This is a genomic window from Deltaproteobacteria bacterium, assembly GCA_016709225.1.
Taxonomy (GTDB): Bacteria; Myxococcota_A; Polyangia; order Nannocystales; family Nannocystaceae; genus Xiheibacterium; species Xiheibacterium phototrophicum.
On sequence record JADJEE010000002.1, the window covers coordinates 1184915 to 1198610 of the forward strand.

9 protein-coding genes are annotated in these 13696 nt (G+C 72.7%); 7 read left to right on the forward strand and 2 right to left on the reverse strand.

Going from position 1 to position 13696, the window contains the following annotated elements; translation table 11 throughout:
- Genes IPH07_19190 through IPH07_19210 form a run of 5 tightly spaced genes read left to right on the forward strand, consistent with a single transcriptional unit; the run spans position 1 to position 7178 of the window.
- Positions 1-1185 (forward strand): glycosyltransferase family 2 protein, encoded by a 1185-nt coding sequence (locus IPH07_19190; GenBank protein MBK6919527.1) that lies wholly within the window; start codon positions 1-3, stop codon positions 1183-1185.
- Positions 1182-1820 carry a class I SAM-dependent methyltransferase gene (locus IPH07_19195; protein ID MBK6919528.1) on the forward strand — a complete coding sequence of 213 codons (639 nt, stop codon included), beginning with the start codon at positions 1182-1184 and terminating at the stop codon, positions 1818-1820. The genes IPH07_19190 and IPH07_19195 overlap by 4 nt, the downstream gene beginning before the upstream one ends.
- Positions 1817-4486: a hypothetical protein gene (locus IPH07_19200; GenBank protein MBK6919529.1), complete on the forward strand. Its 2670-nt coding sequence runs from the start codon at positions 1817-1819 to the stop codon at positions 4484-4486. The genes IPH07_19195 and IPH07_19200 overlap by 4 nt, the downstream gene beginning before the upstream one ends.
- Entirely contained in the window at positions 4483-5433 is a 951-nt protein-coding gene (locus tag IPH07_19205) for a hypothetical protein (protein ID MBK6919530.1), read from the forward strand. Before IPH07_19200 ends, IPH07_19205 begins: the two co-directional genes overlap by 4 nt.
- Positions 5430-7178: a glycosyltransferase family 39 protein gene (locus IPH07_19210; protein ID MBK6919531.1), complete on the forward strand. Its 1749-nt coding sequence runs from the start codon at positions 5430-5432 to the stop codon at positions 7176-7178. The genes IPH07_19205 and IPH07_19210 overlap by 4 nt, the downstream gene beginning before the upstream one ends.
- On the opposite strand, the gene IPH07_19215 is transcribed toward IPH07_19210, so the two are convergent.
- Both IPH07_19215 and IPH07_19220 read right to left on the reverse strand, forming a co-directional pair.
- On the reverse strand, positions 7175-8407 hold the full coding sequence (locus IPH07_19215; protein MBK6919532.1) for a CoA transferase: 1233 nt from the start codon (positions 8405-8407) through the stop codon (positions 7175-7177). The two genes, IPH07_19210 and IPH07_19215, sit on opposite strands and share 4 nt — an antisense overlap.
- Before the next feature lie 21 nt (positions 8408-8428).
- Positions 8429-9694, reverse strand: coding sequence for a transposase (locus IPH07_19220; GenBank protein MBK6919533.1), 1266 nt, complete (start codon positions 9692-9694; stop codon positions 8429-8431).
- 222 nt (positions 9695-9916) lie between these two features.
- On the opposite strand from IPH07_19220, the gene IPH07_19225 reads away from it, so the two are divergent.
- Together IPH07_19225 and IPH07_19230 are read left to right on the forward strand one after the other, a co-directional pair.
- On the forward strand, positions 9917-10246 hold the full coding sequence (locus tag IPH07_19225; protein MBK6919534.1) for a hypothetical protein: 330 nt from the start codon (positions 9917-9919) through the stop codon (positions 10244-10246).
- Positions 10247-10306: 60 nt separating this feature from the next.
- Entirely contained in the window at positions 10307-13672 is a 3366-nt protein-coding gene (locus IPH07_19230) for an ATP-dependent Clp protease ATP-binding subunit (GenBank protein MBK6919535.1), read from the forward strand.
- The last annotated feature ends 24 nt before the right edge of the window (positions 13673-13696 follow it).

A 13696-nucleotide genomic window follows, 5' to 3' on the forward strand; every position in this document is an offset into this window, starting at 1 on the left:
ATGCGAGCACGCGCCAGTTTGCCGGCAAGCACGGGAGCTTGTCGAGCGGGCGTCGCGGTCGCCGTGGTACAAAGGTGCGAAGCGCCCGTGCGGCTGTTCATCCAGATCCCGTGTCTCGACGAGCGAGAGTGGCTCGCGCAGACCTTCGCCGATCTCCCGCGCAGCATCCCCGGCGTGAGCGCCATCGAGGTGCTCGTGGTCGATGACGGTAGCAGCGACGGCACCAGCGCGCTGGCGCGGGAGCTCGGCGTCCACCACATCGTGCGATTCCCCCGCAACCGTGGGCTGGCCGCCGCGCACATGGCCGGGCTCGACGCGTGCCTGCGGCTCGGCGCCGACATCATCGTCAACACCGACGCCGACAACCAATACAAGGGCAGCGACATCGCGCGGCTGGTGGAGCCGATCCTGGCCGGGCGCGCCGACCTCACCATCGGCGATCGCAACACCGACGCGATCGCGCACTTCTCGTTCGTGAAGCGGGTGCTGCAGCGCTGGGGCTCACGGGTGGTGCGACGTGCATCGGGCACCACGGTGGCGGACTCGACCAGCGGCTTCCGGGCGCTGTCGCGACGCGCGGCCTACGGCATCTTCGTGCACAACCGCTTCACGTACACGCTGGAGACCATCATCCAGGCCGGGCACCTGGGCCTGGCCATCGAGAACGTCGCGATCCAGACCAACGCCAAGGCCCGCGAGTCGCGGCTGTTCCGCTCGATCTTCGAGTACGTGCGCCGCAACGGCGCGGTGATCCTGCGCGCCTACAACCTCTACTGGCCGGTGCAGACCTTCGGGTTCCTGGCGGTGGTGTTGTTCCTGGTCGGCGGTGGCCTCGGGCTGCGCTTCCTCTATTACTACGTGCAGGATCCCGACTACTCCGGGCACGTGCAGTCGCTGTTGGTCGGCGTCGGTGCGGTCGTGCTGTCGATCCTCGTGGCATTGATGGCACTGCTCGGTGATCTACTGGCGACCAACCGTCGACTCACCGAGGAGGTGCTGCTGCGCGTGCGAAGGCTCGAGGCCCACGGCCAGTCGCCGGGCCGCGCGGCAGCGGCCACCGAGGGCATCGAGTCGACCGCGGCGGCACCGTGGCTGCCCGACGCGACCGCGCTGGCGCTGCTGCCCGACGCGGCCGCGACCGCGAACGCGATCGCGTCTTCCCCTCGCCGCGAGCAGGCCACGTGAGCACCGCCGCGCAGGGACGGGGCCGCGACCCCGACGGCGTCGACAACATCGTCGGCAATCACTACGACAAGTACGGCACCCGCAATCCGATCGCGCGCGCGCTGGTGCGGGGCTTCCTCGACGCGGTCATCGGGCTGTACCGCAGCGTCGGCGCACGCACCGTGCTCGAGGTCGGCTGCGGCGAGGGCTTGCTCGCACAACAGCTGTGGTCGTCGGCGCCGCAGCCGAAGCGCTTCGTGGCCTCCGACCTGGTGCTCGATCGCATCTCACCGCGGCTCGACCCCAGCATCGAGCGCGTGCAGGCCTCGATCTACGAGCTGCCGTTCGAGGACGACAGCTTCGATCTCGTGGTCTGTTGCGAGGTACTCGAGCACATCGCCGAGCCTGCGCGCGGGCTGGCCGAGCTCACGCGCGTCGCGGGGCGCCGCGTGCTCGTCAGCGCGCCGTGGGAGCCGCTATGGCGCGCGATGAACCTCGCCCGCGGACGCTACCTCCGGGCCCTGGGCAACACGCCCGGCCACATCCAGCACTTCAGCCGGCGCGAGTTCGTGGCGCTCGCGAGCACCCGCATGCGCGTGCTCGAGCGACGCACGCCGCTGCCGTGGACGATCCTGCTCGGCGAACCCCACCCATGAGTGCGCCCGCCCCGTCCCCGCGCGATCGACAGGTGCGCGTGGCGAGCTTCGTGCTCGTCACGCTGGTGGGCCTGTGGCTGCTGTGGCCGATCCCGCTGGGCCACCCACCGCTGTCGAAGGACCACACGGTCCACCTCACGCGCATCTGGGCCTGGGCGGACGTGCTCGCCCACGGCGCGCCGCGGGGTTGGAGCGAGGTGTGGTTCTTCGGCACGCCGATCGGCGAGGTCTATCCGATCCTCGGCGACGCCCTGGTGGTGCTGCTGCGCGTGTGCTCGATCGGGCTGCTCGACTGGCACCAAGCCTATGCGCTCGGCTTCACCGTCGTGTTCGTGAGCCAGGGATGGGCGTTGCTCCGCCTGGGCCGCATGTGCGGGCTCGGGCCGCTGCCGGGCCTGGTGGCCGCGCTGCTGTGCTTGTGCGACGCCGGGGCCTACCGCGAGGGTGGTTGGATCTACACGGTCGACTACGGCGTGTGGCCGCAGACCCTCGCCAACACGCTGACGTGGCTGGGCCTGGGCGAGGCGATGCTGGCCGCCGACTGCGACGACGCCCGGCCGCGCGCCGCCGCGATCGGGCGGGCCGCGCTCGCGTTCGGCGGCGCGCTGCTGGCCCACCCGATCACGCTGGTGGTGCTCGCATTGTGCGTGCCGCTGGCGATCGCGAGCGGCCTGCGGACGCGCGCGCGCTTGGTGCCGACCGTGGTCGCCTTCGCGATCGCCCTGCTGCTCGGGCTCGGCCTGGCGGCGTGGTGGGTGTGGCCGATGGGCGGCATGCGGATGTGGATGGTCAGCTACGGCTGGCTGTGGCAGCCGCTGTCGTGGATGGTCGATCAGGCGCAGCGCGGCCACCTCATCCAGGGCATGCCGATGGCGGTGTCGAGCCTGGTCGCGGTCGGCGTGGTGGCGGTGGCGATCTTCGGCAACCCGGCGGCGCGTGTATTCGCCGCGTGCGGCGTGCTGCTGTGGCTGTGGACCGCCGAGGACACGCTGTGGGACCTGCGCCTCGATCTGGTCTCGCCAGCGTTCGGGCAGATGCAGTGGCAGCGCTTCCTCATCGCGTGCAAGCCGGGGCTGCTGCTGGCGGCGGGCGCAGCGATTGGGCTCGCGTGGCGGGCCGTGCTCGGCGGGCTGCGACGTGGCGGGCCTGCGCGCATCGCCGGCATCGCGCTCGGTCTCGTCGGCGTCGGCATGCTGGCGTGGTGCGTCCGCGACAGCGCCGAGGTGATGTCGAAGCTGGCGGTCGGGGCCCCGCAGGTCGCCTACGACCCCGAGGACCCCAGCCTCACCGACGACTACGCCGCACTCGCGCAGTGGCTCGACGCCAAGCGCCGCGAAGAGGGCGACGTGCGCTGGCGGGTGATGGTCGCCGCGCCGCGCAACCTCCACTGGTTCATGGACATGCCGGTGCGCACCGGCGTGCCGATGTACAAGGCCGGCTTCACGCCCGGCGACAACTTCGTGCACAAGCCCGAGGCCGACACGCCGGCGCTGCTCGATCGGCTCGACGTGCGCTACGTGGTCACGCGCCGCGGCAGCGTGCGTGACGCGGTGGTGGTCGAACGCTTCGGCGCGCTCAAGCTGTGGGAGCGCAAGCGCTGGGCACCGCAGGGCTCGGCGCGGCTGCTGGGCACCGGTGCACTCGAGGTCCTGCAGGACGATCCCGGCCGCGGCATCGTGCAGCTGCGCGTGACCGGCACCGCACCCGATACGCGGCTGGTGTTCGACATCGCCGGCTACCCCCGCTGGCAGCTCGAGCACGATGGCCGCGAGGTCACGTGGGTCGAGACGCCCGCTGTCGGCGACGGGCCCGATGCCACCATCGCCGAGCGGCGCAGCGGCGCGCTGCGGGGCGGCAAGGCCGAGGGCGACGACGGCACCGAGCCCACCCTCATCGCTGCGCCCGCGCGCGACGGGCTGTGGACCCTGCGCTACCGCGTGTGGGGCGGCAAGGATGTGCTCGCGCTCGCGATCTCGTTGCTCGCCGCGGCCGTGACGATGTTGCTGCGAGTACGCTCGCGTCGCTTCGATCTCGCCGATCGCATCGACCTCGCGCTCGAGATCGCCGGCGGTGGTGGCAACCCCCGGCAGGGCCCGCCGCGCCGTCCGTGGCTGCGCCCATGGATGGTCGCCGCCGCCGCCGTGCTGGCGGTGGCGGCGTGGGCGATGAAGGTGCGCAGTGGCCACCAACGCGAGCGCACGCAGGCGATCGGCTGGGTGGACGACGGAATCGCCGAGGTCAACGGCGCCCACGCAGGTCCACTCAAGACCGACATGCTGGTGCACCCCGCGGTGCTGTTGCAGCCATCGCGGGTGCGCCCGCGCCCCGACGGCTCCGCGCCCACGCGGCCCGCGACGCAGGTGCGGTTCCCCGCCGTCACACTGACGGAGCGTTTGACCGGGTGGTTCGCGCTCGACGACGATGCCGCGAAGATGCGCCCCGAGGGTCGCCACACCCTGGTGATCGAGCTCTCCGACGGCCAGGGTGGCTGGATCACGATCTTCGATCGCAAGGTCCCGCACGGGCCCGGACGCCAGTGGCTCGACCTGCCGACCGACGCCGCCGCAGGCACCACCGTCGACCTGCGCGTGCGCATCGAGAGCGATGGCCTCGCACCGCCGGAGCTCGGCTTCGACCTCGACCTCGGCGCACCCAAGGGCCCGTGAGCACCCCATCGAGCCCGCCCGTCGCCGCCGCCGCCGCGCCCGGTGTCACCACGCCCGCCCCGCGTGGGCGCGCGCATCGGCTGGCGTGGGTGCTCGTCGGCGCTGCCGCGCTCGAGACCGTCGCGACCGCGTGGTTCGCCCGTGACCCGCTCGACGACGCCGCGTGGTCGCAGCTCGCCGACACCATCGCCGCCCGCGACGAGCCGGTGCCCCTCTTGCTCGCCGACGAGTGGCTGGGGCCTAGCGCACGCATGCACGTGCCGGCCCTGCGCGAGCCCGATGCGCTGATGGCCCCCGACCTCCACGGCGTCGCGCGCTTCGACGTGATCGGGCTCGGACGCGACTGGTCCGACGCGCTCGACGTCGCGCTGGAGGGCCTGCCGCGCCCCCACGCGCTGGCCCGCGTCGACGTCGGACCGTTCACGTGGACCCGCTACGAGCAGCCCGCGGCGCGGCTCGTCAACGACCTGACCGCGAGCGCGATCGGTCGCGAGATCGCGACCGACACCGGGCCTTGTCGCGGGCGCGATCGCGGGCGCTGTGACGAGGGCGAGGTCGGCCCGCGCATCGTCGAGATCGACTACCGCCCGCGCGCGTGCCTGGGCATGACCGTGAAGGACGGCACCCCCGTGACCGTGCGCTGGCCCGACGTGGCGCTGGGCGACCGCCTGCGCGGGCACCTCGGCGCTGGCGACTACAATGCGCGGCTGCGCAACGACGCACCGATCGATCTGGTCGTTCGCATCGATGGCGAGCTCGTGCGGCGCACGACCATCGCCGACATCGAGGGCTGGCGCGCATTCGAGATCGCCACCACCCCCGGCCCGCACGCGCTCGAGATCACGGTCACCGCCGCGTTGTCGGGCAGCTTCACCGCCCGCGGCTACGACGTCACGCCGCAGCGGACCATCTGCCTGGAGCTGCGCGCGCTGGAGGGCAACCGATGAGCGACGCGAACCCAGCGCTGCCACGGACACGGCGGCTATGGATCGCCGCGTTGCTGGGCCTCTTGACCACGCTCGTGCTCGCGCGCGCGTCGGTCGAGGTCGGCTACGTGCGCGACGAGGGCATCTACTTCGCGGCCAGCCGCCAGTACGCCGCGTGGGCCGCCCACGTCGTCCGCGAGCCTGGCAAGGCGCTCGCCCGCGCCGAGCGCGACCGCTACTTCCGCATCAACCACGAGCACCCTGCCCTGCTCAAGCTGCTGGCCGGCGTGTCGGCGCTCGCGTTTGCCCAGCCGCCCCAGCCCGGCACCGCCGAGGACGGCATCCGCGACGACGGTGGTATGTGGCCGATCATGACCGAGGGTGCCGCGATGCGGCTGCCCGCGCAGGCGCTCGCAGGCCTGGGCGTCGCGTTGCTGTTCGCGACCGCGGCCGCGTGGGGCGGTGTGCTGGCGGGCCTGCTCGCCGCCGGCGCCTTCGCACTCCTGCCCCACGTCGCGTTCCATGCCCAGCTGCACGCGTTCGACGTGCCGGTCGCGGTCGCGATGCTCGCGGTCGTGCTGGCCTACCGCGCGGCCCAGCGCAGCCGCGGCTGGGGCATCGCGGCCGGCGTCGTGCTCGGGGTCGCGATCGCGATCAAGCACAACGCGCTGTTCCTCGGACCGCTGCTGGCGCTGCACCACGCCGTCACGTTGCTGCACGCGCGACGCCGCGGTCACGTGCTGCGCTGGCGTCAGTGGCTGCCGCTTTCGCTGGTGTCGATGGCGATCCTCGGACCGCTGGTGGCGTGGCTGCTGTGGCCGTGGCTGTGGGCCGAGCCCGTCGCGCGGATCGGCGAGTACTTCGCCTTCCACCGTCAGCACGCCTACTACAACATGGAATTCCTCGGCACCAACTACAACCAGCCGCCGATGCCGATCGCGTATCCGTTCGTGATGACGCTGGCGACGGTGCCGAGCGTGATCGTGGCGCTCGCGATCGCCGGCGCCGTGGTCTCGGTGCGCGACGAGCTGGCGGCGCCGGGCAACGAGCTGGCGGCGCCGGGCAACGAGCTGGCGGCGCCGGGCACCGAGGCCGCGGCCGTCGGCTCGGCCGCGACTCCGCTGCCGCCGGGCTGGCCCCGCGGTGACGGGTTGCTGCTGCTGATCATGGCCCTGTTCCCGCTGCTGCTCATCGCGTGGCCGACCACGCCGATCTTCGGCGGCACCAAGCACTGGATCACCGCCTACCCCTTCGTCGCACTGCTCGCCGCACGGGCCTGGATCGCGCTGTGGCGCCGCGTCGAGGCGCCGCGGTGGCGGCCGTGGCTGGCGCTGCTGCTGTGTCTCGCGCCCGGTGCCATCGCCACCGTCGACGCCCATCCCTTCGGCATGTCGCAGTACGGTGCGGTGGTCGGTGGCGCCCGCGGGGGCGCGCGGCTGGGTCTCGGTCGCGGCTTCTGGGGCCATGCGATCGCCCGCGAGCTACCCGAGCTCCCGACGTGGTTGGGCCGCGCGCGGCGGCTCTACGTGCACGACGTCCACGAACTCGCGGTGCTGCAGTACCGCCGCGAGGGTCGCTGGCCCGCCGGCATCGAGAGCGTCCCGCTCGCGCGCGCCCAGGCGGGCTTGGTCTTCCACGAGCTGCACATGGCGACGTGGGAGTACCAGCTGTGGGAGCAGCTCGGCGAGGTCGCACCGACCCACGTCGTCACGCTCGACGGCGTGCCCCTGACCAGCGTCTACGTCGACCCGCGCGCCCGACGTTAGTAGTCGCGCGCGCCCAGCAGCGCGACGGTGTGTTCACCGAGCCGCGGCGCCGGGCCCAGCCGACGATGCGTCAACGAGACCGGCGCGCCGGAGAGGACCCCGGCGGTGCGGAACGCCAGCTGCGGATCCGCGAGGGCGTCGGCGATCCGCAGCACCGGTGCCACCGGCACCTGCTCGCGATCGAAATGCGCGAGCCAGTGCGCCAGCGACTCGCGACGTACCGCCCGCGCCACCATGGCCCGCAGCGCGGCCGCACCGACGAAGCGCAACGGCAGCGGCACCGCGGCAACCGCCGGCAACGCGAGCCCGCGGCACAGCGCGCGCCAGAACTTGTCCTCGTCGACGATCGCGATCGACAGCCAGCGATCGTCGCGGGTGCGGAACAGGCCGTAGTGCGGCAGCGCGTAGAGCCGCAGCCGCGCGAGCCGGCGGTAGATCGCCGTGCGTCGCAGGCCGCGGCCGAACGCGTCGACCCGCGCCGCCGCGCCGGGGCCCTCGAGCCACCGCGAGAGCCGTCCGGCGGCCGCGCCCGCGAGCCCCGCCGCGCCCGCACGTGGCCCGACCACACGCGAGAGCGTCTCGGAGAGCCGGGTGTCCCGGGGCGTGAGTCCGTCGGCCCACGCGTGCGACCACGCCAGCAGCGTGTCGACCATCGCGACGTCGAGCGTGGCGCCCACGCCATGACGCTCGCGTGCGAACAATGCCGCGAGGATCGCCGAGACCGCGGTCGCCGCGGCCGACAGGTCGGCGATCGGGAGCGCAGCCCCGAGCGGGTGCTGTTCGCGATCGCGGCTGAGATCGCAGACCCCCGTCAGTGCCTGGAAGTTGAGGTCGTGCCCCGGGTGCGTGGCGTGGGGGCCCGACTGCCCGTAGCCGCTGATCGAGCAGTACACCAGCCGCGGATGCCGCGCGCGGACCTGCGCCGCGTCGCAGCCGAGCCGCGTCATCACGCCCGGTCGAAAGCCCTCGACGACCACATCGACCTCGCCGAGCAGTCCGTGCAGTCGCGCGACCTCGTCGTCGCGCTTGAGGTCGAGCATGACGCTGCGCTTGCCGGCGTTGACGATCTCGAACAGCTCCGGGGTCAGCCGCGCGGTGTCACCGGCGGGCGGCTCCACCTTGATCACCTCGGCCCCGAGCGACGCCAGCACCAGCGTGGCCCACGGGCCGGGCAGGTTCTGGGTGAAGTCGAGCACGCGAATGCCGTCGAGCGCGGGACGAGCGTCCATCGGGCGACTCTATCAGCTCGATCATGCTGGCCTCGCACTGTCGAACACCGGTGCGTCGGCGAGTTCTTCGAGCGCGATCACCCGCATGCGCTCGCCACAGCGCGTGCACTCGGGCTCCGCGAGCACCGAGCCCGCACGTGCGCGACGGGTCCGCATCGGCGCGGGCCCGGGCTCGCGCACCAGTGCGAGCTGCAGCGGCTTACCGCGCCACTTCGCCGCCGCCCCCGGGGCCAACGCACCGTGGTACGAGACGCGATGGATCGCCCGTCCCGGCGTGAGCGCGACCAGGCGGCGCGCGAGCTCCTCGGGCGCGAACTCGACGTGGGTGGTGCCGTCGGCGAAGGCGTGCGGCAGCCGCTGCAGAATGCCGCGCGGCCCCGGTGACAGCGATTGCAGCGACACTGGGGCCCGCACGAGGTATCGCGCCAGCGTTGCGAGTGCGGTGCGGGACTCACCTTCGATGCGACGCATCGCGTGCACGCCGAAGCCGTCGCGCCGCGCACCGACCCCGACCTTGCGCGGCGTCGCCGGCCCCACCGACTCGATCCGCACCCGCCGCACCGCGGTGGTCGCGACCGGCCCAAGCTCGGCCCACTGCGCCAGCATGAGCCGCCACAGCTCGCGGTCCTCGGGGCTGCCGCGCCGCCGCCATCGCGCGAGCAGTCGCTCGCGCACGGCGCGGGTGAGCTCCACCAGCTCCTGTGCGGTCGGCTCGTCGACCAGCGGCATGAACGTCGGCGGGCCGCGACCGTCGACGACATAGCCGCCGTCGAGCACGAGCGCGTGGACATGCACGTCGAACACCAGCGCCCGCGCGGCGCGGTGGACCAGCGATGCACCACCGCACTCGACACCCCCCGGGTGCTGCGCGCCGACGCGCCTGCGCACGAACTCGAACACCAGCGCGATGAACTCGCGGCACAGCGCCGCGACGAAGCGCTGATCGACCGCCGAGGCCAGCTGCAGGGCGCCGGGCAGCGACAGTACCCAGTGACGCACCGGCACCCGCGGGATCGCCCGCAGCAGCGCCGAAGCGGCCCGCTCGGCGTGCTCGCACGAGCGCTCGCAGTGCCCCTCGCAGCGGAACTGCAGCGATGCCTCGAGCCCACAGCCGACGCAGCGCAACGTCGCGCGACCCGCACACGGCGCCCGCTCGCCGCGCCAGTGTCGCGCGAGTTCCTCTGGCCGCGCGACACCAGCCCGCGTCAACGTGCCCGAGTCGACCCCCAACAGCTCGAGCTGCTCGAGGACTCGGCTGGAATCGCTGCGCGTCGGAGGCCCGTCCATGGCGGCGTCGCAGTGCGACGGTCGTGCCAACATCACCGCCGGCGAAGCATCGCGTGGACGAGCTGCTTTCCCCGCAACGGCCGGCCCACTGCGGCCAACTGCGGCCGCGAGTGGCCACCGCTGGCCACGCCCGAGCGCAGAGCCTGCGCGTCGCGATCGACGTGCTCGCGGGTTGTCGCGTCGGCGCCCGTCCCTAGCTTGCGAGCGCGAGGGGGCGAGTCCGTGAACAACGAGCCACACATCGCCTTCGAGCAGGTCGTGCTCGAACGATCGCATCAGCGACCCGTGATCGTACTGTTCGGCGCGACATGGTTCAGCCCGTGTCGGGTGCTCACGACGACGCTCGAGTCGCTACACCGCGAACGCCCCACGCTGTTCGAGCTGGTGCTGGTCGACACCGAGCACGAGTTCGTGCTCGCCGAGCGGCTCGGCATCCGCGGCATCCCGCGCTTGCAGTTGTTCGTGGACGGCGTGATGACGGCCGAGCTCCAGGGCTTCCGCGCTGCCGTCGACGTCCGCGAGTTCCTCGACCTCCACCTCCGGGGGCGCTAGTACCGGCTGCACGCCGGCCATGACAATCCCGCAAGCTCGGCCTACGATCGCAAGGGCGACGTGGCCGTCATCCTCGATCTCGAGCTCCCGCTGGTGGTGCGCACCCACGCCTCGGGCACGGTCTACGCGTTCGCGCTCGGGGCCCCCGATCTGGTCTGCCGTGCGGGCACCCGAGAGGAAGCCATCACCACGCAGACCCTCTTCCTGCGCGAGCACCTCGCGCGCGTCGATGCCGAGGCGATCGCGGGCTTCGCGTTCCCACCCACCACCACCCTGCTCGAAATCCCGGTGGCGCTGCGGCGCGAAGACCTGCCGCCGCGCTTCGACAGCGACGGCGATCTCGCGATCCCCTGCGTCTGCGTGCCCGACGGCACCGCGACCTGGGTGCACGTGCTGCCGCTCGGCGAGGTGATCTACGTCGCGCCCGGCGAGTCGACGAGCGCGCGCGTCGTCGAGGAGGTCGAGCGCCGCGTGGCGGCACGCGAGCTCGACGACGCGGGCTTCCGGCGGCTGTTGCCGGTCCGCTCGCAGCAGCTGGTCTTCGTGCCGCTGCAGGTCGAGCGGCCCGAGATCGGCGATGCGGGACGTCGCGCTGCCGCACGGCGCGACCGCGCCGGCCGGCACGAGCGCAACGTCGCGCAGGAGCTGCTGCGCACCATCGGCGACGATCGGTTGGCCGCGATCGAGCGCGGGCTCCCGCCAGTGGTCGGTCGCGAGCCCGAGATCCAGCGGCTCGTCGCACTGCTCGCGGGTGAGGAGCGCACCTGCGTGGTGCTGGTCGGACCACCGCAGGTGGGCAAGACGGCCGTGCTCGACGCAATGCTGCTGCAGCACGCCGAACGGTTCCGCAATGGCCGCTGCATCGCCAGCTCCGGCGCCGCCCTGGTCGCCGGTCAGTCGGGCTTCGGCGAGCTCTCGCAGCGGGTGCAGCAGGTCATGCGCGCCGCCGAACGGCTCGACGCAGTCCTCTACTTCGACAACCTCGCCGACCTCTTCGCGGGCAAGAGCGGTGGCGTCGAGGACCTGGCGGCGAACATGCGCTCGGCGATCGTCGAGGGTCGGGTGCGCATCATCGGAGAGTGCACCGCCTCGGCGCTGGAGCAGTTCGAGAAGCAGCACGGACCGATCCTGTCGTGCTTCCACCGCGTCGACATCGCGCCGCTGTCGGCCGCGCGCAGCCACGACGCCGTGCTCGCGCACGATCGCTTCGTGGCCGGGCGCGAACCAACGCACGCGCACTTCGACGAGGCTGCGATCGCACCGCTGGTCGAGCTGTGCGAGCGCTACCTGCCGGAGCGTGCGTTGCCCGGCAGCGCGGTGCGCCTGTGGGCGGAGCTGCGCGCGATCCACCAGCACGACATCGACGACGACGGCACGCCGCACCGCATCGGCACGCACGACGTGCACCGGGCCTTCAGCCTGCGCACGGGAATCCCGATGTTTCTGCTGCGCGACGACGAACGCATGCGCCGCGACGCGCTCGCCGCGGAGTTTCGTCGCCGCGTGATCGGGCAGCCCGAGGCGATCGAGCGCGTCATCGATACGCTCTGCACGATCAAGGCCCGCCTGCAGCCGCCCGGCAAGCCGTTGGCGAACTTCCTCTTCGTCGGCCCCACCGGCGTCGGCAAGACCGAGGTCGCCAAGACGCTCGCGCGGATCCTCTTTGGCGCCGAGGGTCGGATGGTGCGTTTCGACATGAGCGAGTATGCCGATCCGTGGGCGGCCGAGCGGCTCATCCGTGGCACCACCCGAGAGGACGGCGAGCTCACGCGGCGGGTCCGACAGCAGCCCTTCTGCGTGCTGCTGCTCGACGAGATCGAGAAGGCCCATCGCGCGGTGTTCGATCTGCTGCTGCAGGTGCTCGGCGAGGGACGACTCACCGACGCGCGCGGGCAGACCACCCACTTCGCGAACACCATCGTCATCATGACGAGCAACCTCGGCGCCAGCCATCGCCCGCACGGCGACGGCCCCGGCTTCGGCGCGGCGGTGGCCCCCCGCGGTGAGGCCGAGCGCGCCTACTACCTCGCGCAGATCGATCGCCACTTCCGTCCCGAGTTCGTCAATCGCATCGACGCCGTGATCCCGTTCGCATCGCTCGATGCCCGCGAGATCGCCGAGGTGGCGCGGGTGTCGCTGCAGCGCATCCGCGAGCGACGCGGGCTCACCCAGCGTGACATCGATCTGGTCGTGACCGAGCCGGCTCTGGCCCGGCTCGCGCAGGACGGCTACTCGCCGACCTACGGCGCGCGGGCCCTGCGTCGCCACTTGGAGGATCACCTGGTCGCGCCGCTGGCCCGCGTGCTCTCGCTCGCGGGTGCGGAGGCCGACGGCGCACGCGTGGTGATCGCCGCTGACGATCTCGAGGCCGCGCTCGCTGGCGTTGCGGCGCAGCACATCGAGCCGGCACCGCCGCTGCAGGTCGCGTGGATCCGTGGGCCTGGCCGTGGCGGCGCCGCGGCCAACCCCGCATCACGCGGTCTCGATCGCATCGCGCGTCTGCGACGCAGCGCAGCGGCTGCACTGCGGATCTCGCGGATCGAGGATCTGCAGCAACGCATGGCGTACCTCACCGCCGAGCTGGCCAGTGCGAGCCGCCACGACGCGACGACGGTGGCGGCGCTGCGCGAGCACGAGCGCGCGCGTGTGGTGCTGTCCCGGCTCGGCGACGCGGTCGCGACCCTCGAGACCATCGAGGACCTCGCGCTGGCCGCCGAAGCCGAGCGCGAGCCGCTGCAGGAGCTGGTCGTCGAGGCCGAGCAAGCGCACGCGCGCTTCGAGGTCGAGTTCGTCCATGCGATGTTCGAGGGTGAGCGCCGCGACGCGATCACCTTGGTGGGCGCGGCGCTCGACGACCTCGAGGCGCTGGCGCTCTGGCTGCGCTGCCTCGACGCATGGAGCACCGCGCGGGGATGGACGGTCACGCTCCACCGCGCCGGCGAGCACGCGCCCCCGTGGCCGCCGCTGCCGTGGGGCCCGCCCCACACCCTCGCCGAGGCCCGGCACGAGCTCGACGACCCACGCACCGCCGCCGGCTGGCGCGGCGTGTTGGTGCGCGTGCGCGGCGAGTTCGCCGGCAACCTGCTCGAACTCGAGGCGGGCCTGCATCGGGTGTGGCCGGCCGAAGGTCTCGGCGCCTCGCACTTCGAGCTGCGCGCGCTGACCTGGCGCGCCGAGCTGGGCATGCCGGAGCTCGGCGCCGAGCACTTCGCCCCGCTGCCGTACAAGACCAACGAGCAGCCCCATCGCCGGGCCGCGCTGCGCGATCGCTTCGCCGACGGCGTGCTCGAGCTGTCGCAGCTCGGGCTCACGACGGCGCCTGGCGTCGATCTCGAGGACCCCGCGACCGTGCCCCGGCTGTGGTTCGGCGAGTTCATCCGCCGCGTGCGCGAAGGCCTCGATCTACAACCCGAGCTCCCCGAGTGATTCACCCGAGCCCCACCGTGCGCC

What these genes read in the sequence shown, in the direction of transcription:
- IPH07_19210 (MBK6919531.1), top strand. Translation starts at nt 5,430, where the DNA reads ATGAGCGACGCGAACCCAGCGCTGCCACGGACACGGCGGCTATGGATC.
- IPH07_19220 (MBK6919533.1), bottom strand. Translation starts at nt 9,694, where the DNA reads ATGGACGGGCCTCCGACGCGCAGCGATTCCAGCCGAGTCCTCGAGCAG.
- IPH07_19200 (MBK6919529.1), top strand. Translation starts at nt 1,817, where the DNA reads ATGAGTGCGCCCGCCCCGTCCCCGCGCGATCGACAGGTGCGCGTGGCG.
- IPH07_19190 (MBK6919527.1), top strand. Translation starts at nt 1, where the DNA reads ATGCGAGCACGCGCCAGTTTGCCGGCAAGCACGGGAGCTTGTCGAGCG.
- IPH07_19215 (MBK6919532.1), bottom strand. Translation starts at nt 8,407, where the DNA reads ATGGACGCTCGTCCCGCGCTCGACGGCATTCGCGTGCTCGACTTCACC.